The organism is Kocuria sp. CPCC 205297 (assembly GCF_040981035.1).
Lineage (GTDB): Bacteria > Actinomycetota > Actinomycetes > Actinomycetales > Micrococcaceae > Kocuria > Kocuria marina.
The window spans coordinates 1-23,413 of sequence record NZ_JAVKPY010000006.1 but is presented as its reverse complement, the minus strand read 5'-3'; the positions used below and the strand labels follow the sequence as shown (position 1 = coordinate 23,413).

Annotated in this window: 21 protein-coding genes; 9 read left to right on the top strand and 12 right to left on the bottom strand. The window is 67.5% G+C overall.

What is annotated here, in order from left to right:
- Nucleotides 1-78 precede the first annotated feature (78 nt).
- Together RF650_RS06695 and RF650_RS06690 are read left to right on the top strand one after the other, a co-directional pair.
- Complete coding sequence (locus tag RF650_RS06695) at nt 79-873, top strand: amino acid ABC transporter permease (RefSeq protein WP_064846689.1); 795 nt, start codon at nt 79-81, stop codon at nt 871-873.
- 234 nt (nt 874-1,107) lie between these two features.
- The gene (locus RF650_RS06690; protein ID WP_064846722.1) at nt 1,108-1,854 is read left to right on the top strand and encodes an amino acid ABC transporter ATP-binding protein; all 747 of its coding nucleotides are present in this window, start codon (nt 1,108-1,110) and stop codon (nt 1,852-1,854) included.
- A gap of 174 nt (nt 1,855-2,028) precedes the next feature.
- On the opposite strand, the gene RF650_RS06685 is transcribed toward RF650_RS06690, so the two are convergent.
- The 8 genes from RF650_RS06685 to RF650_RS06650 form a co-directional block, all read right to left on the bottom strand.
- The gene (locus RF650_RS06685; protein WP_368814467.1) at nt 2,029-2,517 is read right to left on the bottom strand and encodes an MFS transporter; all 489 of its coding nucleotides are present in this window, start codon (nt 2,515-2,517) and stop codon (nt 2,029-2,031) included.
- Between the two features lie 53 nt (nt 2,518-2,570).
- A complete protein-coding gene (locus RF650_RS06680) occupies nt 2,571-3,317 on the bottom strand; it encodes an SDR family oxidoreductase (protein ID WP_368814466.1) in 747 nt (248 codons plus the stop codon).
- Nucleotides 3,318-3,428: 111 nt separating this feature from the next.
- Complete coding sequence (gene menD / locus RF650_RS06675; RefSeq protein WP_368814465.1) at nt 3,429-5,372, bottom strand: 2-succinyl-5-enolpyruvyl-6-hydroxy-3-cyclohexene-1-carboxylate synthase; 1,944 nt, start codon at nt 5,370-5,372, stop codon at nt 3,429-3,431.
- Between the two features lie 101 nt (nt 5,373-5,473).
- Nucleotides 5,474-6,814, bottom strand: a complete 1,341-nt coding sequence (locus tag RF650_RS06670; RefSeq protein ID WP_368814464.1) for a sulfate adenylyltransferase subunit 1 — start codon at nt 6,812-6,814, stop codon at nt 5,474-5,476.
- A gap of 2 nt (nt 6,815-6,816) precedes the next feature.
- The gene (gene cysD, locus RF650_RS06665) at nt 6,817-7,734 is read right to left on the bottom strand and encodes a sulfate adenylyltransferase subunit CysD (RefSeq protein ID WP_239317983.1); all 918 of its coding nucleotides are present in this window, start codon (nt 7,732-7,734) and stop codon (nt 6,817-6,819) included.
- Nucleotides 7,731-8,540, bottom strand: coding sequence for a phosphoadenylyl-sulfate reductase (locus RF650_RS06660; protein WP_242670598.1), 810 nt, complete (start codon nt 8,538-8,540; stop codon nt 7,731-7,733). Before RF650_RS06660 ends, cysD begins: the two co-directional genes overlap by 4 nt.
- Nucleotides 8,537-10,249 (bottom strand): nitrite/sulfite reductase, encoded by a 1,713-nt coding sequence (locus RF650_RS06655; protein WP_064846686.1) that lies wholly within the window; start codon nt 10,247-10,249, stop codon nt 8,537-8,539. Before RF650_RS06655 ends, RF650_RS06660 begins: the two co-directional genes overlap by 4 nt.
- 243 nt (nt 10,250-10,492) lie before the next feature.
- The gene (locus RF650_RS06650) at nt 10,493-12,718 is read right to left on the bottom strand and encodes a PhoX family phosphatase (RefSeq protein ID WP_206398570.1); all 2,226 of its coding nucleotides are present in this window, start codon (nt 12,716-12,718) and stop codon (nt 10,493-10,495) included.
- Nucleotides 12,719-13,054: 336 nt separating this feature from the next.
- On the opposite strand from RF650_RS06650, the gene RF650_RS06645 reads away from it, so the two are divergent.
- The 3 genes from RF650_RS06645 to RF650_RS06635 all read left to right on the top strand — a co-directional run bounded on the left by RF650_RS06645 (nt 13,055) and on the right by RF650_RS06635 (nt 15,366).
- Nucleotides 13,055-13,363, top strand: coding sequence for a transposase (locus RF650_RS06645; protein ID WP_368814463.1), 309 nt, complete (start codon nt 13,055-13,057; stop codon nt 13,361-13,363).
- Nucleotides 13,360-13,938: a hypothetical protein gene (locus RF650_RS06640; RefSeq protein ID WP_368814462.1), complete on the top strand. Its 579-nt coding sequence runs from the start codon at nt 13,360-13,362 to the stop codon at nt 13,936-13,938. Before RF650_RS06645 ends, RF650_RS06640 begins: the two co-directional genes overlap by 4 nt.
- 111 nt (nt 13,939-14,049) lie before the next feature.
- Nucleotides 14,050-15,366: an MFS transporter gene (locus RF650_RS06635; protein WP_368814461.1), complete on the top strand. Its 1,317-nt coding sequence runs from the start codon at nt 14,050-14,052 to the stop codon at nt 15,364-15,366.
- 60 nt (nt 15,367-15,426) lie between these two features.
- Here the strand turns inward: RF650_RS06635 and RF650_RS06630 are convergent, their stop codons facing one another.
- The gene (locus RF650_RS06630; protein WP_368814460.1) at nt 15,427-16,440 is read right to left on the bottom strand and encodes an o-succinylbenzoate synthase; all 1,014 of its coding nucleotides are present in this window, start codon (nt 16,438-16,440) and stop codon (nt 15,427-15,429) included.
- 351 nt (nt 16,441-16,791) lie between these two features.
- On the opposite strand from RF650_RS06630, the gene RF650_RS06625 reads away from it, so the two are divergent.
- The 4 genes from RF650_RS06625 to RF650_RS06610 are packed head-to-tail and all read left to right on the top strand — an operon-like array spanning nt 16,792 to nt 20,296.
- Nucleotides 16,792-17,052: a hypothetical protein gene (locus tag RF650_RS06625; RefSeq protein ID WP_143467430.1), complete on the top strand. Its 261-nt coding sequence runs from the start codon at nt 16,792-16,794 to the stop codon at nt 17,050-17,052.
- Between the two features lie 3 nt (nt 17,053-17,055).
- Nucleotides 17,056-18,396, top strand: a complete 1,341-nt coding sequence (locus RF650_RS06620) for a glycosyltransferase family 2 protein (RefSeq protein WP_206069185.1) — start codon at nt 17,056-17,058, stop codon at nt 18,394-18,396.
- Complete coding sequence (locus RF650_RS06615; protein ID WP_064846679.1) at nt 18,393-19,043, top strand: family 16 glycoside hydrolase; 651 nt, start codon at nt 18,393-18,395, stop codon at nt 19,041-19,043. The genes RF650_RS06620 and RF650_RS06615 overlap by 4 nt, the downstream gene beginning before the upstream one ends.
- 50 nt (nt 19,044-19,093) lie before the next feature.
- Complete coding sequence (locus tag RF650_RS06610) at nt 19,094-20,296, top strand: DUF2334 domain-containing protein (protein WP_368814459.1); 1,203 nt, start codon at nt 19,094-19,096, stop codon at nt 20,294-20,296.
- 197 nt (nt 20,297-20,493) lie between these two features.
- Here the strand turns inward: RF650_RS06610 and RF650_RS06605 are convergent, their stop codons facing one another.
- The 3 genes from RF650_RS06605 to RF650_RS06595 all read right to left on the bottom strand — a co-directional run.
- Complete coding sequence (locus RF650_RS06605) at nt 20,494-22,020, bottom strand: catalase (protein ID WP_098054830.1); 1,527 nt, start codon at nt 22,018-22,020, stop codon at nt 20,494-20,496.
- A gap of 72 nt (nt 22,021-22,092) precedes the next feature.
- Nucleotides 22,093-22,596 carry a Fur family transcriptional regulator gene (locus tag RF650_RS06600; protein WP_368814458.1) on the bottom strand — a complete coding sequence of 168 codons (504 nt, stop codon included), beginning with the start codon at nt 22,594-22,596 and terminating at the stop codon, nt 22,093-22,095.
- 666 nt (nt 22,597-23,262) lie between these two features.
- Nucleotides 23,263-23,413: transposase (locus RF650_RS06595; RefSeq protein ID WP_368814314.1), on the bottom strand; the 151-nt coding region annotated here is incomplete at its 5' end.

Sequence of the window (23,413 nt, the reverse complement as noted above, 5' to 3'; positions counted from 1 at the left end):
AGAGCAGGACATCCGTGCCGGGCGGTGTGACACCGCCCGGCACGCATATGTGGGCAACCCACGGACAGGGAGACATCCATGGCCATGACCACCCGGCAGCGAGCCAAGCTGTCGCGGGGCATCCAGTACGCCGTACTCGTCGTCGTACTGGTAGCACTCGTGTTCCTCGCGGACTGGAACGTGCTCTACCAGCGCGTGTTCAACCCCGAGGTCGCACTGAACCAGTTCCCCGGGATCATCACCGTGGCGCTGAAGAACACCCTGATCTACACGGTCCTGGGCTTCGTGGTGGGCCTGACCCTGGGTGTGGTCCTCGCGCTCATGAAGCTCTCCTCCGTGGCACCCTACCGGTGGATCGCGACCCTCTACATTGAGTTCTTCCGCGGCGTGCCCGCGCTGCTCGTGTTCCTGGCCCTGGGCTACGGCATCCCCCTGGCCTTCGGCTTCCGCTTCAACCACTACGTGACCGTGATGATCGCGCTCGGCGTGGTCGCCGCCGCGTACATCGCCGAGTCCCTCCGCGCAGGTCTGCAGGCCGTGCCCCCGGGGCAGTACGAGGCTGCCCGCTCCCTGGGCATGTCCCACACCCGCGCCATGGTCACGATCGTGATCCCCCAGGCCCTGCGCATCGTCCTGCCGCCGCTGACCAACGAGGTCATCCTGCTGACCAAGGACTCTTCCCTGGTCTATCTGCTGGGCATGGGCGTGCAGCAGTACGAACTCACCAAGTTCGGCCGCGAAGGCATCTCCGACGCCGGTGCCGGGCTGACCCCGCTCGTCGTGGCCGGCATCTGCTACCTGATCATCACCGTGCCGCTGGGGCTTCTGTCCCGCCACTTCGAAACCAAGACCGACCGGGTCAAGAAGTCCTAGGAGCTCCCAGTGTCCACTTCCGCAGCCTCCCCCGATCCCGCATCCTCCGACCCGTCGGCGACCCCCGGGGCGGATCCCGCCCGGGGTTCCCAGCACGACGCCGCCTCTACTGCAGGTCCCAGCTCTGCCGCGACCGGTCCGGGCCGTTCCGCTGTCCGGCCCCCGGGTGTATCTCGCGCGTCCTCCGACGACGCCGCTGCCGCGTCCGGCCGGGGCCACTCCGGTTCCGCCGCGGTGCACGTGCGCGAGCTGCACAAGTCCTACGGGGACCTCGAAGTGCTGCGCGGGATCGATCTGGACGTGGCCACAGGTGAGGTCGTGTGTCTGATCGGGCCCTCCGGTTCCGGCAAGTCCACCCTGTTGCGCTGCCTCAACCTCCTGGAGTCCCCGCAGTCCGGGACCATTTCCGTTGGCGGGTTCACGGTCACGGACCCAGATCTGGACGTGGACGCCATGCGCCGCCGCGTGGGCATGGTGTTCCAGCAGTTCAACCTGTTCCCCCACCTGAGCGTGCTCGAGAACTGCACGGTGTCTCAGGTCAAGGTGCTCAAGCGCTCCAAGGAGGAGGCCAAGCGCATCGCCCTGGCGAACCTGGAACGCGTGGGTCTGGAGGCCAAGGCCGGCCAGCGGCCCACCCAGCTCTCCGGCGGTCAGCAGCAGCGCGTGGCGATCGCCCGGGCGCTGTCCATGGACCCCGATCTGATGTTGTTCGACGAGCCCACCTCCGCTCTCGATCCCGAGACCGTGGGCGACGTCCTCGCGATCATGCGCCAACTCGCGGATGACGGGATGACCATGCTCGTGGTGACCCACGAGATGTCCTTCGCACGCGACGTCGCCGACCGCGTGGTGTTCATGGACGGCGGCGTGGTCGTGGAACAGGGCCCCGCCCGCGAGGTCATCGGCTCACCCCAGCACGAGCGCACCCGCACGTTCCTCTCCCGGGTCCTCAACCCCACCACGGTGGACACCCCGGAGTAATCCGCCCGCCGACTCCCGTGCAACGGGGGCCCCGCCCCCGTGATCCCGCAGCAATGGGCGGGGCGCTCGACGCCGCGTGGAAGCACACGACGACGGCGCCGCTGTTCGGGAAGAACAGCGGCGCCGTCGTGGTGGAACACGGGTGCCGAGCGGGTGCCCGACCGGATCGGTGGATCAGACGCGATCCGTGACAGGGATGTCGGTGGCGGACCCCGGGATGTCCTGGGTCTCGAGGATCTCCTCGGCCTTGGCCTTGGCCTGTTCCACCGTGCGCTGACTCGGGACGAGGATGGTCACGAGCGCACCGAACAGGGCCACGGCACCGAAGATGTAGAACGCGGTGGCTCCTCCCAGGTTGGCGGCCAGGAGCCACCCGCCGATGAGCGGGCCGAAGATCCCGCCCAGGCGGCCGGAGCCGGAGGCCCAGGCCACGCCGGCGGCACGTGCGTTGGTCGTGTAGTCGTTGGACGTGAAGCCGTAGATCAGCACCTGGGTACCCAGGGTGCCCACACCGGCGATCGCGATGACGATGAACAGCACCGGCAGCGGGAACGCGATGGTCATAAGCGCCAGGGTGATGGCCGCGAGCAAGAACGTGGTGGCCACGATGCGCTGCGGGCCCGAACGGTCCACGAGCTTGGAGGCGAGCATGCCGCCGATCACCGCGCCCGATCACGACGTCATGAGCGGCCCCTGCGGGAGGCGATGAACCGCGGTCAGCCCCGGTTCACCATCCCGGAGGGCCGCACCGAGATCACCTCGACCTGAGAATCCCGCGTGGCGTCCACTGCCGTGCGCACCGCCGCGGCAATCTGCTCGGGGCGGATCCAGTCCTCGGGGTGGTACTCGTTGCCCATGTACGCCTGCAGTTCCTCCTGCATGTCCGTGGCCACGCGCCCCGGGTGCACCGAGCTCACGCGCACGCCGTTCTCGCGTTCCTCCTCGCGCAGCGCGTCGGTCAGGGCGCGCAGGGCGAACTTGGTCCCGGAGTACAGCGCCGCCGACGGGCCCGAGGTGAACCCCGAGCCCGAGTTGATGGCCACGACGTCACCGCCGGCCACGCGCAGCTGGGGCAGGGTCAACCGGGTCAGCTGGGCCGCGGAGATCACGTTGACGTCGAAGATCCGCTCCCACTGCTCCCGCGTGGCCTCCTCCACTCGCGCTTGCGGTGCGATCCCGGCCGAGTGGACCAGCACGTTGAGCCCCTCGAACTCGTCCCGCAGGGGTTCCCACGCCTCGGCGACCTCCTCGTCCGAGCTCACGTCCGCGGTGAACGCCCGGGTCCCCGGACCCAGCCCGGCGAGTTCGTCGCGGACCCGCTGGACGTCGGCGGCGGAACGTCCGCCCACGAAGACGATGTGGTCCCGTGCGAGGTCCTGCACGATGGCCCGGCCGATGCCACGGGTGGCGCCCGTGACGAGCGCGGTGCGGACGGTGGTCGTGTGAGTGCTCTGCTCAGTCATGACGCCATGCTAACGAGCGCCCCGGACACCATGGGCGGCGCATACGGCCGCGGCCGGCCCGGGACGGTACGCACGGCGAACGGTGAAAAACATGTGAGCGCCGAGTGGCATTCACTCCCCCGCGCGAGGCTCCCGTTCGGAGGGCTCGCCCTCAAGGTACTCCCGCACCGCTCGCGCACCGGCGTCCCTGGCGGCCACGTTGAAGTCCCGCAGGCTCTGCCGGTCCAGTGTGACCTCGATGACCCGCCGGCCGGCCACGGGTGCGGCGAGCGCGGCGGCGAGTTCGATCGCGGTGTCCGCGGTCACGTACTGGACCCCGTACGCCGCACACAGCTCCGCGATCCCCACCGTGTGGGGGGTTCCGAAGAAGCGCTCCACGGTCGCGGTGTAACGCGGGTCCCGGCCCAGGTCCCCGTGTTCCAGGGTCTGGAAGATCCCGCCGCCGGAGTCGTTGACCACGATCATGTGCAGGTCCGGAACGCGTTCGCCGGGTCCCAGGAGCAGTCCCCCGGCGTCGTGCAGGAACGTCAGGTCCCCCATGACGGCACGCACGGGCCGCCCCGTCCCCAGTCCCACGCCGTGCGCGGTGGCCACGGTCCCGTCGATCCCCGCGAGCCCGCGGTTGGCGATCACCGCCAAGGGCCCCCGGGCGCGGGCCACGAGATCCAGGTCCCGAACGATGTTGGAGGACCCCGCCACGAGTACCGACCCGTCCGCGCACGCTGCGTCCCACACCGCCCGCGCTACGTGCAGGCGCGTCAGCGAGGGTTGGTCGTCCGCGAACCGCAGCACCGCGGCGTCGGCGGCGGCTCCCGCCTCGCGCCACGCCTCGAGCCACCCGGGTTCCGCGGGTCCGACGGCGCTCGCTGCCTCCTCGAACGAGCCCACCGCGTCCTCGGGGCGCCTGCCGTGCTCGAACCACGGGGAGGGATCGGGTCGCACGGCGATCACCCGCACGTCGGGGCGCTTGAGCAGCGCCGAGACACGGCGACTCAGGGTCGGGCGGCCCACGAGGATCACCGAGTCCACGCGCTCACCGAGGGGTGAGTCCAGCACGCTCTCGTAGGACGCGATGGCGGCCTCTCCCGCGCGCGCCTGGGACGAGGGCTCGGCGAGCAGGGGCAACGAATGCTCCAGCGCGAAACGCTCGGTGGTAGGCCCCGCGCCGTCGCCGGCAAAGATGAGGGGATGCGCGGTGCCCGCGGTCGCCGAGGGTGCCGGGGGCGCCGAAGACTCAGAGTCGGAAGACACCCGCCGCGCGGCATTGGAACGCATATCCGCGCCGTCGGCCTCGGAAGTCACACGCACGGGCTCGTTCCATGGCGCCGACTCCGCGATTCGCACCGACTCGGCGGGCGGGAGGAACGGCTCCAGGAGCACCGACCACGGGTGCACCCGGATCCGCGCGGCACCCCCGGAACGCACGGGCCGCACCTCACTCGCGAGGTCGCGGGCCCAGCTGCGCAGGTGACGGTGGTCGTCGTCGCACACGGGGTACAGCGGATCGCGCAGGGCCACGTTCACATGCACGGGTCCGGGCGGATCCTGCTCATCGCCGGGAAGGGCGGCCAGGACGTGATCGAGCAACGATTCCACGTCCTCGCACTGCTGCGGCCATGACAACTGCGGATCGTCCGGGGGTAGCAGGTCCACGGCCGCGCGCACGAAGTTGGCGAACATCCCGGGTTGCCGCGTGGTCTGGTTCGCGCCGGTCCCGCGCAGTTCGGGCGGGCGGTCCGCGCTGAGCACCACCAGGGGGACCCCCGCGTGGGAGGCCTCCATGACCGCCGGGAGCAGCTCACCCACGGCCGTCCCGCTCGTGGTCACCACGGCGCACGGCAGGCCCGTGGAGCGGGCGATGCCGAGGGCGGTGAAGGCGGCGTCGCGCTCGTCGATCCGCACGTGTACCGACAGTGCGCCGCTGGCCTGCGCTGCGGCCGCGGCATATGCCAGCGGCGCGGAACGCGACCCCGGGGACACCACGAGGTGTTCCATCCCGCGCATCGCGAGGGCGCGCAGGACGGCGGTGGCCGAGACGTGGCTGGGGCTGATCACGCTCCAGAGCGTACCGACCGGCACCGACACGCACAGCGGCCCCGGTGTCGCGCCGTCGTCGACGACGTGGACCGGGGCCGCAAAGGTCACTCAGGGATGGCTCAGATGGCCCACTCCCCCGCGTCCGCGCGGAGGTTACCCAGCACACCCGGGGTGTTGACGCTGTCGTCCTGCACCATGCCCGCGGCCTGCGTGCGACCGGACTGTGGGTCGATGAGCAGGAACGAGCCCAGCGCGTGCGACTGCGTGTACGCAGTGGTGAACAGCGGTTCGGCCACGCGCACGGTCACCCGGCCGATATCATTGAGCTCGAACGACTCCACCGATTCCGCGGCGAGGCTCTCGAGGTTCAGCCTCCCGTCGAGCGAGCCCACGATCCCGCGCACCACGCGCGTGGTGTGCTTGAGCAGCACGCGCTGGCCCTCGCGCAGGGGCTTCTCGTCGTCGAGCCAGCACACCACGGCCTCCACCGACTTGGTGCCCGACGGCGCACCGGCCGGTTCCGCGATCAGGTCACCGCGCGTGATGTCGATCTGGTCCGCGAGTGCGAGGGTCACGGACTGCCCGGCCACGGCGTACTCGGCGGGAGCCCCGGCCACGTCGATGCGCTCGACCGTGGTGGTGCGCCCGGCCGGTTGCACGGCGACCTCGTCCCCCACGGCCACCGAACCGGAGGCAATCTGGCCCGCGTAGCCGCGGTAGTCCACGAACTCCGGGGACAGTGCGGCGGACTGCGGGCGGATGACGCACTGCACGGGCAGCGCGAACCGTTCCGCCTGGGTGAGCTCGGACGAGTCCGGGAGGTTCTCGAGCCAGCTCAGCAGGGACGGACCGTCGTACCACGGGGTGTCCTGGGAGGCCTCGACCACGTTGTCGCCGCGCAGCGCGGAGACCGGGATGATCCGCAGGTCCAGCACACCCAGTTCGTCCGCGAGTTCGTGCAACTGTCCGCTCAGTTCCCGGAACGCTTCTTCCGCATCGGGCAACAGGTCGATCTTGTTGACCGCGACGATCAGGTGCGGCACCCCCAGCAGGGCCCCGACAGCCAAGTGGCGCCGGGTCTGCTCCATGATCCCGTGGGTGATGTCCACGAGCACGATCAGCGCGTCCGCGGTGGAGGCACCCGTGACGGTGTTGCGCGTGTACTGCACGTGCCCCGGGCAGTCCGCGAGGATGAAGCTGCGCGCGGGCGTCGCGAAGTAGCGGTAGGCCACGTCGATCGTGATGCCCTGCTCGCGTTCGGCCCGCAGCCCGTCCGTGAGCAGCGCGAGGTCCGCGGCGTCCAGGCCGCGGGACTGGCTGACCCGTTCGATCGCGTCGAGCTGGTCCACCAGGATGTTCTTGGTGTCGTGCAGCAAGCGGCCCACGAGCGTGGACTTGCCGTCGTCCACGCTGCCGGCCGTGGCGATCCGCAGCAGGCTTGCTCGGTTCTCGGTGCTCATCTCTAGAAGTAGCCCTCTCGTTTGCGGTCCTCCATGGCGGCCTCGGACACGCGGTCGTCCGCGCGGGTGGCCCCGCGTTCGGTGAGGGTGCTGGTCATGACCTCAGCCAGCACCTCCTCCGCGGTCGTGGCCGGGGACTCCACGGCACCCGTGCAGCTCATGTCACCCACGGTGCGGTAGCGCACGGTGCGCTGCTCCACGGTCTCGTTCTCCCGCGGGCTCACGTACTCACCCACGGCGAGCCACATCCCGTCGCGGCTGATCACGTCCCGCTCGTGGGCGTAGTACAGCGGGGGCAGGTCGATGCCCTGCTCGGTGATGTAGGACCAGATGTCCAACTCGGTCCAGTTGGACAGCGGGAACACCCGCACGTGCTCACCGGGGCGGTGGCGCGTGTTGTACAGGCTCCACAGTTCGGGGCGCTGGTTACGCGGATCCCACTGACCGAACTCATCGCGCAGGCTGATGATGCGTTCCTTGGCGCGGGCTTTCTCCTCGTCACGCCGGGCGCCGCCGTAGACGACGTCGTGCTTGCCCTCCGCGATCGCGTCCAGCAGGGGAACGGTCTGCAACTGGTTGCGGGTGCCGTCCGGGCGCTCGGCCAGGCGGCCGTCGTCGATGTAGTCCTGGACCTTGGCGACCTCCAGACGGATCTTCAACCGCTCCACGGTGCGATCCCGGAACTCCAGGACCTCCGGGAAGTTGTGCCCGGTGTCCACGTGCAGCACGGGGAACGGGATGGGTGCCGGCCAGAAGGCCTTGGCGGCCAGGTGAAGCATGACCACCGAGTCCTTGCCGCCGGAGAACAACAGCACGGGGCGCTCGCCCTCGGACGCGGTCTCGCGGAAGATGTGGATGGACTCGGCCTCGAGACGCTGCAGCTGGGAGAGTGTCACGGACTCGGAGGTGGTCGTGGTCATAGATGGATCCCGCATTCTGTCTTGCCCACACCGGACCAACGACCGGCGCGGGGGTCTTCTCCGGGTGCGACCTTGCGCGTGCACGGTGCGCACCCGATGGACGGGTAACCCTGGCCCAGCAACGGGTTGACCACTACGAGGTTCTGCTCGGCGTAATCGACCACGTGGTCGAAGCTCCAATCCACCACGGGGTTGAGCTTGACCATCTGGTGGTGCTCGTCCCACTCCACGGGCGCGGCGTTCGCGCGGTGGGGTGTCTCCTCGCGTCGCAGCCCGGTCACCCAGGCCTCGTACCCGGCCAGGGCCTTGTCCAGCGGCGCAACCTTGCGCATCCCGCAGCACAGGCCCGGGTCACGGTCATGGAGCTTGGGACCGTACTTGGCGTCCTGCTCGGGAACGGTCAGTTCGGGCAGCAGGGTCCGCACGTTCACTGGCCAGTCCGAGGCGAAGCGATCGCGGGTCTCAAGAGTCTCCGGGAAGTGGTAGCCCGTCTCCAGGAAGAGCACGTCCACATCCTTGACGTGATTGCTCACCAGGGCGGGGACCACGGTGTCAGAGGCCATGGAGCACGCGACCGCGAGCTTCTTCCCGAAGGTTTCGGCGGCCCACGCGAGCACCTCGTCCGGGTCCGCATCCCGCAGTCCGAAGCGCTGCTGCGCCTCCTCGACGAGCGCCTTGAGCTCCTCGACGGAGCGGGTGCGTCCGGGGGAAGCGGCCGCGGGGTCCTGCTCGATGGTCGTGGTGTGAGCGGACGACGACGACGCGTCCGCCGCGCCGCTGTTGCCTGCGGTGTCGGTCCTGGTCATTTCAGTGAATCCTCCTGGGCGTTCAGGGCCCACTCGGCGAAGCTCTGGTGAGCCTCGCGCTCGTCGAGGAACGTGCGGGTGACACGCTCCACGTAGTCGGACAGGTCATCTGCGGTGATCTTCAGCCCGCGCACGGTGCGACCCAAACCGCCCTCCTCGCGGTCCGGGGAGGCCAGGCCGCCGCCCAGGTGCACCTGGAACACGTACTCCTCACCGATGTACTGGCCCTTGAGACCGATGTCCGCGGTCTGGATACGCGCGCACGAGTTGGGGCACCCGTTGATGTGCAGGGAAATGGGGGTGGGGATCTCCACATCCTGGAGGCGCTGCTCCATGTCGTCGATCACCCGCGCGGCAAGACCCTTGGTCTCCACGAACGCGAGCTTGCAGAACTCGATCCCGGTGCACGCGATCGTGGACCGGCGGAACGGGCTGGGCTTGGCGTGCATCCCCCACGGGCGCAGCGCCTCGATCAGGGAATCCACGTTCTCCGGGGCCACGTCCAGCACCAGGACCTTCTGGTGCGGGGTCAACCGGATCCGGCCGGAACCGGCGGCCTCGGCGGCGTCGGCGAGCGCCACGAGGGCGTCACCACTCAGGCGACCCGCGGTCAGCGCGAAGCCCACGTACTTCTTGCCGTCGTTCTGCTCGTGGACCCCCACGTGATCCGCGTGACCCACGGCGCGCTCGGGGGCGGGACCGTCCGGCAGCTCGCGACCCAGGTACTCGTCCTGGAGCACCTGGCGGAACTTCTCCGGGCCCCACTCGGCGAGCAGGAACTTCAACCGGGCCTTGGTGCGCTGCTTGCGGTAGCCGTAGTCGCGGAAGATCGCAGTGACCCCGGCCCACACGGGCACGACGTCCTCCGGCGCCACGAACGCCCCCAGGCGCTCCCCCAACCGCGGGGACACGGACAGTGCACCGCCCACCCACAGGTCGTAACCGGGACCGAGTTCCGGGTGGTTGACCCCCACGAAGCTGACGTCGTTGATCTCGTGCACCACGTCCAGGGTGCGGCTGCCGGTGATCGCGGTCTTGAACTTGCGCGGCAGGTTCACGTAGTCCGGGTTGCCCACGAACTCTGTGCGCAGCGCCTCGAGCTCGGACGTGGGATCGATGATCGGATCCGCCTCGACGCCCGCCACGGGGCTGCCCAGGAACACGCGGGGGGTGTCACCGCACGCCTCGAGGGTCGTGAGCCCCACCGAGTCCAGGCGTTCCCACATCTCGGGGACGTCCTCGATGCGCAGCCAGTGCAGCTGGATGTTCTGCCGATCGGACACGTCCGCGGTGCCGCGCGCGAAATCCCGGGAGATGCCACCCAGCACGCGCGTCTGCTCCGTGGTCAGCTGTCCGCCGTCTAGGCGGATGCGCTGCATGAAGTACTCGTCCGAGAGCGATTCGGCGTCCAGCTTGGAGGTCGACGCACCGTCCACGCCCTGCTTGCGCTGCGTGTACAGGCCCAACCAGCGGAACCGCCCGTGGACGTCGTCCGCGGGGATCGAGGCGTACCCCGTCTTGGAGTACGTGTCGATGATCCGCTGCCGGACGTTGAGCGAGTTCTCCTCCGCTTTGAACTCCTCGTTGTGGTTCAGCGGCGTGCGGCCGCTGACCTTCCACTGGCCCAGATCGGTACCCTTGCGGGGTCCGCGCACGCGGCCGGACGCCGCGGCAGGGGCCTTGTCCTGGGTGTCGGCGGAGGGTGTCATGGGTGCTCCTTGGGTGAGGGGGAGGCAAGTCGCTCCAACGTACCGAGCGAGCCCTCAGTGCAGCGATTCACCGTCACAAACACGTCACATAGCCGGCCTTCCCCCTGGTCACCCGCGGGTACAGGCCGACGTCGCTCGGCCGACACCGCGGCGTCGTCGCCCGCTGTTCCCGGGCACGACGACGCGGGCGGAACCGCGGTCCCCGCGATCCCGCCCGCGCATGCGTGCGGTGGTGCTACGAGCTCAGCCCTCGAAGGACTTGGGCGCCTGGCGAGCGCGGCGCTTGAGCTCGGCATTGCTCTTGCCCTGGTACCCGCGGTACTTGGGGCCGTTCTTGCCGTTCTTGCGGCGCTTGTCCTGGTTGCGGCCCTTACCCGGCTTGTCGCTCACGCCACCGGGGAACTCGGGCTGGTCCTCGCGGTTCTTGTGGAAGACCTGGACCACCGCGGGGCGCGGCATGGAGAACTCGCCGGCCCCGGCGCGCGTGGGCAGCACGTAGTCGGGGAAGTACGAGCGGGGCTGCTCGAACGTGCCGTCCTCACCGGGGTGCTGCACGGCCACGTAGACCATGCCCTCGGTGTCGTGGATCACGGGACCGCACGTCTCCGCGTCCTGCGGCACGGCCAGGAACTGCTGCACGCGACCGCGATTGGCACCCTGGAGGTCCACCTTGAACAGACCGTCGTTGTAGCCGATCTTGGAGGGCGCACCGTCCGTGGAGATCCACAGGTTGCCCGCCTTGTCGAAGGCCACGTTGTCGGGGCACGAGATCGGGGAGACCTTTTCCTTGGGGAACCCCCCGAAGTACGTCCCCGAATCCTTGGTGGGGTCACCGCACACGAGCAACAGGTTCCAGTCGAAGCGCGTGGCCTGGGGCCGGTTATTGCGCTCGGTCAGTTCCAGGATGTACCCGTCACGGTTGCCGGTGCGGGGATTGGCCTCGTCCACGTCCGCCTTGCCGGGCTTGCCGCGATCGGAGTTGTTGGTCAGCGCCGCGTACACCTTGCCGGTGTGGGGGTTGGGCTCCACATCCTCCGGGCGGTCCATCTTGGTGGCGCCGGCCTTGTCCGCGGCGAGGCGGGTGTAGACCAGGACCTCCTCCACGGACATGCCGCGGACCATGGACTTTCCACCCTTGAGCAGGGGCAGCCACTCGCCGGTGCCGTCGAACTCGCCGTCGCGGGGCAGCTGGCCCGTCCCAGTGATCTCGGGGGCCTGGGAGTTGCCGCGCAGCCGGGCCACGTAGAGGTCGCCCTCGGAGAGCAACTTCATATTGTGGGCCTTGTCGCCCTTGCGGTATTTGCGGGACGAGACGAACTTGTAGATGTACTCGAACTTCTCGTCGTCACCGGAGTACGCGACCACCGTGCCGTCGTCACCCACGCGCACGTTCGCGCCCTCGTGCTTGAAGCGGCCCAGCGCGGTGTGCTTGATGGGCGCGGAGTTGGGGTTCTGCGGGTCGATCTCCACGATCCAGCCGAAGCGGTTGGGCTCGTTCTTGTACCCCTCGATCCGGGCGTCGAAGCGCTTCTCCACCTCGGGCCAGCGGCGGGACGGCATGGTCGTGGGGAAGCCGTAGCGCTTCTCCTCGGCGGTGCCGGAGGTGATGAAGTACTGGTGCACGTTCTCCTCACCGGAGAGCACCGTGCCCCACGGTGTCACACCGCCAGAGCAATTGTTCTGGGTGCCCAGCACGCGCTTGCCGGTGGGGTCGTCCTGCGTCTTGAGCAGATCGGACCCCGCGGCGGGCCCGTCCATCACGAACGTGGTGGTCAGCGTGATGCGACGGTTGCGAGCGCCACCGCGCACATAGGTCCACGGCTCCCCCACCTTGGTGCGGGAGATCTCCACGACCGACATGCCGTGCGCCTGGATCGTGGTCTTGACCATGTTGGTCAGGTTGGTCTTGTCGTAGCCCGCCGGGAACATGGTGTTCTCGTTGGTGTACTCGTGGTTGTTCACCAGCACGCCCGTGAGCCCGTTCGGGTCCGGGATGATGTCCAGATAGTCCGAGTTGAACCCGAACTGCTTGGCTTGCGCTTCGGGGGTCTGGTTCTTGGGGTCGAACTCCGGGGAGTCGTAGAACAGGGGGTCACCCCAGCGGATGATGGGCGACCAGTCGTAGCCCTTGGGGACCGAGAGGTCGTCCACGGTCATGTCCACGGGCTTGATGGGCGTGAAGTCCAGGCGGGCACGGCCCTGACCCCAGTAGGCGTAGGTGGCCTCGGCCGGCTGGGCAGTCGCGGCGACCACACCCACGGTCACGGCCCCGGCCATCCCCAGCCCCAGGGCGGCACGGCGGCTGACGGCTGCGGAGATGACGTCGTGCACGTACTCGTTGCCGGATGTGTTCGCGTCCGGGGTCATGCACTGGCTACCGCACTTGAGTTCACACGTGAGCGGGCTTCGCTTGCCGTTGACGTGGCCCAGCATGGGCAACAGGCGACGGCGTTCGGGTGCTTGGGTCATGGCGTGGCTCCCTGGGTGGGACATGCGTTGATGCATGTCAGCGAGTGGTTCCGCTGCTCAGCCCACCATCACGGCGTGATCGCCACGCAACCACCGGGCGAACGACGGGTTAATTGCGCGTCCGTCACGGACCACCTTCGGGGCCCCGCACGCCGCGTGCCGCATTGTGGCGACTTTGGGTCTCGGGCTGCATACAGGGGCGGGTTTCAACCCCCGTTGACGTGCTGGGGCAAGTTCGAGCCACCTCGGCCCCTCATCATGGATCGGGACTGCTGTACGGGGGGGGGTGACATCTGAGCTGGCTTGCCCGTCGGGCGGCCTGGAAAGATATGCACCATGCCCGCTGCATATCCCCGAGAGTTCCGCGAAGACGTCGTTCGTGTGGCGCGCGCCCGCGAGGATGGGATCACGCTCGCGCTGATCGCTCGTGACTACGGCGTTCACGAAATGACTCTCCACAAGTGGCTACGTCAAGCCTATATCGAGGACGGCAACCGTGCCGGAAGAACCCGCGAGGAGTCCTCAGAGCTGCGCGACGCGCGCATGAGAATTCGTCTTCTTGAGCAGGGGAACGAGGTCCTGCGCCGCGCGGTTGCGTACCTGTCTCAGGCGAACCTGCCGTCACAAGGCTCTACCCGCTCGTGAGAGAGCTCGCTGTCAACGGGATTCCCGTCGCTGTGCCCTTGCGGGTTTTGAAGCTCTCCCGCCAGCCCTACTATCGGTGGCTGAAACCCCAGGTCACCGCCTCGGAACTGGTCCAGACATACCGCGCGAACGCCTTGTTCGATGCCCACCGCGATGACCCCGAGTTCGGATCCCGATTCCTGGTCGCAGAAGCCCACGCGGCCGGGGAGGCGATGTGTGAGCGGACCGCGTGGCGGATCTGCCGAGACAACCAGTGGTGGTCGGTCTTCGGGAAGAAACCAGGGAAGAACGGCAAGCGCCCCGGTCCTCCCGTTCGCGAGGAGCTCGTGAAGCGAGACTTCACCGCGGATGATCTCAACGAGCTGTGGTTCACCGACATCACGGAACACTGGACTGATGAGGGAAAGCTCTATCTCCGCGCGATCAAGGACGCGTTCTGCGGGCGGATCGTGGGCTACTCCATGGATTCCCGGATGAAGGCCCGCCTCGCGGTGAACGCACTGGTCAATGCGGCCACTCCGACCGCCAGAAGGCCCCGAACGCCACAATGTGCTGCTGCGTCTCCCGCGCAGTAGCAACTCGACCGGATTCAACTCCGGAAAACCCCGCACAGTCAGCCCTCGTAACCATCGACGTTCCCTGAAAGGCATGTTTTGGACATTCGCCGTAAGATCGACATTTCCAAGATGTCGGCATATCAATGGGTCATTGTTGCACTAGCCGCGTTTCTCAACGCCCTCGACGGGTACGACGTGTTGGCAATGGCCTTCACCGCGACCTCCGTCTCCAAGGAGTTCGAACTCACAGGAGCCCAGCTGGGCTGGCTGCTGAGTTCCGGTCTGATCGGCATGGCTGCTGGGTCACTCTTGCTGGGCCCGTTCGCTGATCGCTTCGGACGTCGCAAGATCTTGTTGGTCGCGGTTGGCATCAATGCCGCAGGTTTGTTCCTTTCCGCCACGGCCAACTCCGCCCTTGAGCTGGGCGCATGGCGAGTCATCACCGGGCTGGGTGTGGGCGGCATCCTCGCAACGGTTACGGTCATCACCAGCGAGTACTCCAATGTGAAGAATCGCGGCATGGCCATCAGTATCTACACCGCCGGCTACGGGGTGGGTGCGACACTGGGTGGAATGGGTGCCACCCAGCTGATTCCCGCTTTCGGATGGCGCTCCGTGTTCCTTGCCGGTGGCCTTGTGACATTGTTCGCAGCCGTTTTGATCCTGGTGATCCTGCCAGAATCTGTTGATTACTACCGTGTCCGACGCCCCAAGAATGCCGAAGAGAAGGTGGCTGGAATTGCCCGACGGATCGGGCTCAAGGGGGACGTTTTCCTGGGGGATGCACCCGCCACAACCAATTCGTCACAGGGTAGCGTGACGCAGCTGCTTGGTGGCCGGTACCGGGTTTCGACCATCCTGCTATGGGTATCGTTCTTCGTCATCATGTTCGGCTTCTACTTCGCGAATTCGTGGACGCCGAGACTTCTGGTTGAATCCGGGATGACGGAGCAGCAAGGCATCGTGGGGGGCCTGATGCTGACCATGGGTGGAACCTTCGGTTCGCTGATCTACGGTGTTCTGACCATTCGGCGTAACGCGCGCAACACGCTCGTGGTGTTCACTATTCTCGCGGCCGTGCTATTGGTGGCATTCATTACTACTACATCAATCCCGGCTCTCGCATTCATGAGTGGTGTTGTCGTGGGAATGCTCATCAACGGCTGTGTTGCGGGACTCTACACCGTGGCGCCTCAGACGTATGCGCCGGAGGTGCGAGCAACCGGTGTCGGATGGGGTATCGGAATTGGCCGGGTGGGAGCCATTCTGGCACCCATTCTGGTGGGCGCCCTCCTCGACGGCGGCTGGTCACCGACCCAGCTCTACATCGGGGTTGCGGTCGTGGTAGCTCTAGCAGCCTTCGCGGCCTCGCGCTTGAAGCCCCATATCGATACTCCTTTGGTTGAATCCGCCACCGAGGAGCCCACTCCGGCTGCCCGTCGCTGAACCGGACTTGCCAAGAAGGGGCCGATCCTACCCATGCGTAGTGTCGGCCCCTTCCGCCGTCTAAACGTCCCCGCCCCGCAGCACCTCGTACGTGCGGGAGATCCGCTCGAGCCACCAGTCACGGCGCGGGCCCGTGACCGCGTGTTCCGTCAACAGATCCTCGGAGACCGCCACGTCCCGCACCGGGAGGTAGCCGTCCACCGGGCGCAGGGGCTCGGCGGTGACGTCCGCGGTCATCAGGGACAGCGTCCCGAGCCCGCACGCGTACGGCAACTCCGGTAACGCCGCGGCGAGTGCCACGCCCGCCCGGATCCCCACCGAGCTGTCGATCGCGGAGCTGACGACGGCGGGCAGCCCGGCCTGCGCCACGATCTCCAGCGCTCGGCGTACCCCGCCCAGGGGTGCGACCTTAACCACGATCAGATCCGCCGCGTGGGCCCGAGCCACGGCCAGCGGGTCCTGCGCCTTGCGCACGGATTCGTCCGCGGCGATCAACAATTTGTTCCCCGCGTCCCGCAGCCGACGGCGCACGTCGGCCAGCCCCGGCACGGTGGCCACGGGTTGCTCGGCGTACGCGAGCTCGAACTCGCTCAGGGTGGTGAGTGCGCGTACGGCGTCGTCCTCGCTCCAGCCCATGTTCGCGTCCACGCGCAGTTGCGCGTCCGGGAGGGCGGCGCGCACGGCGGCGACGCGAGCGACGTCGTCCGCGAGGCTCTGTCCGCGTTCGGCGACCTTGATCTTCACGGCGTGCACCGCGCCGCCGTACCCCGCCAGGACCTCCGGGACGCGCTCGGCGGGGACGGCCGGGACCGTGGCGTTGACGGGCACCCGGGTGCGCACGGGGTCGGGGAACCCGGTCCATGCCACCTCGATGCCCGCGCGCAACCACGACGCCGCTTCGGCGTCCTCGTACTCGGGGAAAGGACCGAACTCGCCCCAACCCGCCGGGCCGTGGAAGACGACCGTTTCCCGGGCGGTGACCCCCCGGAACCGCACGCGCATGGGCAGGGAAACCACCCGAGCGGTATCGAGCAGATCGGACAGTGGGGGTATGGACGTCACCGAAGAGAGCATGGCCCTAGGGTACGTGTCCGCCTTGATCGCAACGCCGGTTACTGTCCCCTGTTTGGCGTTACTTCATAGGGTTTGAGCCCACAACTTTCTATGTAAATGCATCTGTTTACATGCGAAACGCACCTTTTATGCCACTGCGCGCCGGAAGGCTTCCCCGGAGACCCCACACCTCCGTGGGCCGCTCGGCCCACAAAGCGTTCGCAGTCGCAATTACGTGCCACAACGCATAGTTGTGCCCGACGTATTCTGGAGGGGTCACAGGTGTGGTGAGTCCGGGGGGATGATCGCGACACCACAGGGGGAATCGGGGGATTCGTGTTGCATGTCTTTGCGCTGTCCGAAATCGCGTCCGTGGGGGAAACGTTGCAGGCGTTCCTGCAGGGCGGCAGCCGCGTGCTGTTGATGATCGCCATGGTGCTGTTCCTGGCGTACCTGCTGTTCTTCCTCAGCACGGTGTCCATCGCGAGCGCCATCACCACGTGGCACCAGATCCGGCGCAGGCCCCGTCAGGCCGCGCACCCGCGCGAGATGGCGCCCGTGACCGCCGCCGAGGACCAGCCGTACCAGGAGCTGCCCGCGCACGGTCGGCACGCGCTGAAGGTGAAGGGCTGAACCGTGATCCTGGTCTTCGGTCATCGTATCGACCTCATCCTGGTGCTCGCCGTGGTCCTCGTGGCCCTGAGCGTCCTGTACGGCATGTTCATCCTGGTGCTCTCCCGCTTCGAACCGCAGCGCTCTCAGCACCGTAGGGTGAAGATCGCCACCGTCCCCGGCCACCACAAGGTGGTCTTCGTGATCCCGTGCCTCAACGAGGAACGCGTCCTGCGGCCCAGCCTCGAGCGGCTCGTCGGCTTGGACCACCCGGACGTCCAGATCATGGTGATCGACGACGGTTCCGACGACGGTACGGCCGAGATCGTGCGCTCGTTCCCGGACCCGCGCGTGCACCTGTTCCAGCGCACCCTGCCCCACGCCCGCGAGGGGAAGGGCGAGGCGCTCAACGCCGCCATCCAGTACCTGCGCACGAGCGATCTGATCGCCGGGACGTCTCATTCTGACGTGGTCGTGTGCGTCATGGACGCGGACGGACGTCTGGACCCGCACGCCCTGGACGACGTCATGCCCCTGTTCAAGGACAACCGCCTGGGCGCGGTGCAGATCGGCGTGCGGATCAACAACCGCCAGCAGAACCTCCTGGCCCGGATGCAGGACCTCGAGTTCGTGCTCTACACCCACGTGTTCCAGCGGGGCCGCCGACACCTGGGCAGCGTGGGACTCGGGGGCAACGGCCAGTTCGTCCGGCTCTCCGCGCTCGACGGGCTGGGTGTGTCCCCGTGGTCTCGCAGCCTCACCGAGGACCTGGATTTGGGCGTGCGACTGCTCATGGACGGGTGGCAGACCGAGTTCGTCTCCACCGCGTCCGTGCACCAGCAAGGACTCGTGGACGTCAAGCGCTGGGTCAAGCAGCGCACCCGGTGGTTCCAGGGCCACCTGCAGTCCTGGAACCTGGTGCCGTGGGTGCTGCGGGACCTCACCGGCAGCCGCCGGGCGGATCTCTTGTACCACCTGACGAGCCCGTTCCTCTTGCTGCTTACGTCCTTCCTGTCCCTGGCGTTCGCCTTCTGGGTGCTGGACCTCGCAGTCGGGATCGTCACGGGTCACGCCGTGGTTTCCGGGTGGTGGCTCTCGTCCTACCTGATCGCGTTCGGACCCGCGCTGCTCTACGGGCTGGTGTACTGGTCGCAGGAACGTCACAGCGGTCTGAACCCGGTCAAGGCCGTGGGCCTGGTCCACCTCTACGTGCTCTACGCCGTGCTGTGGTATGTGGCCGGCTGGAAGGCCGCGTGGCGCGCGGTGCGCGGCCACAACGGCTGGGCCAAGACGGAACGCGTGGTCGAGAACCAGGAGCAGGTGGACTCCTCGGCCCGGGAGCTCACGGTGGAGGCCCATGCATGAGGAAACGCGGCGTCGTCGTACTCGTCGCGACGATCGTGCTGGTACTCGCGGTGATGGCCGTCATGAATAACCTGTGGCGCGTGCAGCCGTGGGCGGACGGGGAGGTGCACGGGCGCTGGCAGGTCATGTACACGGGCTACGGCACCGTGAAGGGCAACGACCGGCAGGTGCTGCTGGAACCCCACACGGCCGAGGCCGCCATCGTGACCCACGGGGCGCTCGTGCACACGGTGGAGAACTACGACGACGCCGACTTCGCCGTCACGGTGCGCACCGAGGAGCAACTGCGCCGCAATGACGAACCCAATGCGTGGGAAGTGGGCTGGGTGCAGTGGAACCTGCGCGACAACGACCACTTCTACGCGGTGGCGCTCAAACCCAACGGCTGGGAGATCTCCAAGCAGGACCCGGCCTACCCGGGGGCGCAGCGGTTCATCGCCTCCGGTGGGGACCGGACCTTCCCGGTGGGCAGGGACTACCGGGTGGAGATCACGCAGGACTGGCCCAGGATGACGGTCACGGTGGACGGGACCGAACTGGCCACCGTCACGGACGAGGAGACTCCCTACCGAGGTGGCGCGATCGGGTTGTACACGGAGGACGCCAAGGTCCTGTTCCACGATTTCGAGATCATGGGGCAGGGCTGACGGGATCGTCCGCGCCGGGCTGGCGCGGACGGTTGCGGGGTGCGCACGGCGTGCTCTACGACAACACCGGTGCCGCCGCGGACACCAACGCCATGTACGCGATCGCCACGGGCAACCTGCTCACACACTTCGGGAAGACCGAACTCAAGCCGGTGGCCGACTACACGGACGCCATGGTCGAGAACTACGACGCCGCGGTGTACATCGGCGCAGACCACCGTGTCCCGCTCCCCCAGGCCTTCCTGGACGACGTCCGCTCCACCGACAAGCCCGTGATGTGGTTGGGCCGCAACATCGAGGCCCTCGCGGGTCCCGACGACGCGCAGAACGCCCAGTTCCGGGACAAGTACGGCTGGGACCCCCGCGCCGCGACCACGGTGGACAGTTCCAAGGTCACCTCGGTCGAGTACGAGGGCGAGAAGGTGCACCGGGAGACCCAGGGTGCCCCTGAGCTCGTGGTCCCGTTCACGGGCACGACCGACAAGGTGGAGGTCCTGGCGACGTCGCAGTGCACCGAGCGCGGTAAGCCCACCTCGTGCATGCCGAACGGTTCCCCGGAGGCCCCCTGGGCCATCCGCTCCACGAACCTCACGTATTTGGCCGAGGTGCCCCTGGACTACATCGACGCGAACGACGTGTACCTGGTCTACACGGATCTTTTCTACGACTTCGTGGGTTCGGACGCCCCCGCGGTGAAGCAGGCCGCGGTGCGCCTGGAGGACGTGGGCCCGGCGTCCAACCCGAAGGACCTGCGCCGCGTGGCCCAGGACGACGTGGACGGGTGGAAGGACCGCCTGGACGCGGGACGCTCCGTGATGGAGCACGCCGGTCTGGGTGAGCCCACGATCTTCGAGACACCGCACTACGGCGGTTCCGTGAACTCGTACGTGGCCATGGCCCGGGAGTACGACGCGCGCTACGAACAGGGCGACTACTACGCGAGCATCCTCACGGAGCAACCCTCCGAAGCCGGTAAGTCCTACAACCAGCAGTTCCCATTCACGGTGAGCGATATCTACGGCGGAACGGTGTACCCCGAGAACCTGGGCAACATCCCCGAGGGCGAGCAGAACAACCATGCCGCCCGCACCCCGGAGTTCCTGGTCTCACGGGCCAATGCGAACCTGACTGTGCGCGAATCCACCGCGAGCTTCTTCTTCCACCCGTACCTGGACATCGAGTACCTCAAGAAGACGGTCACCGGCATCAAGAAGCTGGGGTACGAGTTCCGACCGGTCACGGAGCTGAAGTAGCGTCCGGGTCGGCGCCCCCGGGTGGGCACCCTGGACCCAGAACGCGCGAACACCCGGCCAGGATCACTGACCGGGTGTTCGCACGCGTGTGAACGTCAGGGGTGGGCGGCCTTCGGCGGCCGGGGGCCCCGCACGGTGATCATCCCACCGCGCCCGGGCCCACCGAACTCACCCGGGGTCCGTTCACCCCCGGAACGTTACTCGCTGATCTCGGAGTTGCTCGTCGGGTCCTCGTCCACGCCCATGCCCGGAACCTCGGGGTTGGCGGCGTTGGACTTGACGGCCTCCTCGATACGCTGACCGATGTTCTCGTCCACGTTCTTCCAGTACTGGAAGGCGTTCGAGAGCACCGGCTCCTCGACACCTTCGAGGGCGCCGGCCACGGTCTGTACGAACTGCGCGCGCTGCGCGTCGTTAAAGACCTCGCGGATCAGGGTGCCCGGCTGACCGAAGTCGTCGTCGTCCTGACGCAAGGTGTAGGCCTCGCGGACCAGAGCGCCGTCGTCCTCCCAGCCGTTGTCCACGGGACCGGTCTCGTCCGACCAGGAGTCACCGAAGGAGTTCGGGGCGTACACGCGACGAGCGCCGGAGTGGTTGTACCACATGTGGCCCTCGAAGTTGTAGGTGTGCACCTCGTTGATCGGGCGGTTGACCGGCAGCTGCTGGAAGTTGGTGCCGATGCGGTAGAGCTGGGCGTCCGCGTACGCGAAGTTGCGGCCCAGCAGCATCTTGTCCGGGGAGTTGCCGGTGCCGGGAACCATGTTCGCCGGGGAGAACGCGGCCTGCTCGATCTCCGCGAAGAAGTTCTCCGGGTTGCGGTTCAGGGTCATGGTGCCGACCTTGTGCCGCGGGTAGTCCTTCTGGGGCCAGACCTTGGTCAGGTCGAAGGGGTTGAAGCGGTAGGTCTTGGCCTCCTCGTACGGCATGATCTGCCAGTACAGGTCCCACTTGGGGAACTCGCCGTTCTTGATGGCGTCGAAGAGGTCGCGGCGGTGGACGTCACCGTCGGCACCGGCCAGGCGCTCGGCCTCCTCGTTGGAGAGGTTCTCCACACCCTGCTGGGAGATGAAGGCCCACTTGACCCAGAACTTCTCGCCCTGCTCGTTGACGAGCATGTAGGTGTGCGAGCTGTAACCGTTCATGTGACGCCAGGTCTTGGGCAGACCGCGCTCGCCCATGAGGTAGGTGACCTGGTGTGCGGACTCGGGGTTGTTGGTCCAGAAGTCCCACTGCATGGTGCCGTCACGCAGGCCGGAGTCCGGCAGGCGCTTCTGGGAGCGGATGAAGTGCGGGAACTTCATGGGGTCGCGCACGAAGAACACCGGGGTGTTGTTGCCCACGAGGTCGAAGTTGCCTTCTTCGGTGTAGAACTTCAGGGCGAAGCCACGGACGTCACGCCAGGTGTCCGGGGAGCCCAGCTCGCCGGCCACGGTGGAAAAGCGAGCCAGCATCTCGGTCTTCTTACCCGGCTGCAGGAAGTCCGCCTTGGTCCACTGCGAGACGTCCTCGGTGATCTCCAGGGTGCCGAACGCGCCCGCGCCCTTGGCGTGGGGACGACGCTCGGGAACGTTCATCCGGTTGAAGTGCTGCAGGGTCTCCACCAGGTGGTGGTCGTGCAGCACGATGGCTCCGTCGCGACCCGTGGTCAGCGAGTTGCGGTCGCTGACAGCGGGAATGCCGGCCTGGGTCGTGGACCCGGTGGCGTGCGGGGTGGGTTCCGTCATCGCGTACTCCTTGATGGGGTTGGGATGGGTGGGTGAACCGGTGACCCGGATGGGTTCCCGGAGCTCAGGGGTCTAGACGGGCACCGCGGTCGCACCGGCCCGCTGGGCCGAGCAGTCGGAACACACGCCTTGGTAGACGACATCGGCCACGTGGATGCTCATCCCGTGGGTCTCGCTGGGGGTCAGGCACGGTGCATGCCCCACGGCACAGGCCACGTCCTCGATGCGTCCACACACCGTGCACACGGCATGGTGGTGGTTATCGTCGACCCGGGTTTCGTACCGTGCCGGGGAGTTCGCCAGGTCCAGCTGGCGCAACAGTCCGGCGTCCGTGAGCGAGTGCAGCACCACGTAGATGGACTGCACCGTGATCTCCGGCAATGCCGTGCGCACGTCCGCGAGCACCTCGTCCGCGGTGGCGTGCTGGTGGCGCTCGAGCGCGTCCAACACCGCCAGTCGGGGCTTGGTGACCCGCAGTCCGGCCGCCCGGATCTGATCGGTCCACGGCACGGGCACGACGGCGCCGCCGCCGTTCTCCCGTTCCCCGGGCTGATCGGTAAGAGTGGTCGAGGTCATAGCTTCACTATGTCATGTTTTGAGTTACTCATCAAAAGATTTCGGGGTGTGCCGGGCGACGCGGGAATGACGGGAGGGTGAACTCTCGGGGAGGGCGGCTTCCCCCTCCTCACCCTCTGGCGCCGCGGCAATCGCTCTCCACTACATCCATGCCGCGATCCGCACGGTTTTTCCTTGTTTTCTGGTCGTTCTGCGCCACAGATGTTTCCACCCGCTGTCCAGCGGCGCATCCGTTCGCGCGGGCCATCGACGACGCCGCCCGCGGCCTCCGCGGCGCCGAACTGCGGGCGGCCGTACTACCTGTCCGGGTGCTTCACGGCAAGGTACAAACCCGCGAGCCCACAGAGGGTCTCCAACAGGGGCAGGTCACACTGTCACCAGTTCGTGCAACAGACGCATTTGGTTCCGCTGGTTGGCCGGCACCAGATCCGAGAACCTTCAGCTCACAAAAGGCCGCGAAGAGAACAGCCTCTCATTGCCCCCCTCGTAGACTGCACGGTAGACCCCCGCACCACCGAGTAAGGCAGCCACCCACCGTGTTCAACCACGCCTCCTTCATCTGGGGTGCCGCAGACATCCTGCGCGGCACCTATAAGCAGCAGTAGCGGCCAGGGATCCCCCGGCGACGCCCTTCTGGTCATCATGCAACCGGCCTTATCAGGGCCTTCACAGCTGAGTGTGGGTAGCGGTTCTCCGCCAGGGGCGATGACCGCCTGCGGCGAGCAGAGCCCGTAACCGGTAGTTGCCGAAGTTGCGGAAGCCGCGGGCGACGCGACGCATGGTCTCGATGACGCCATTGACCGCTTCCGTGGGCCCG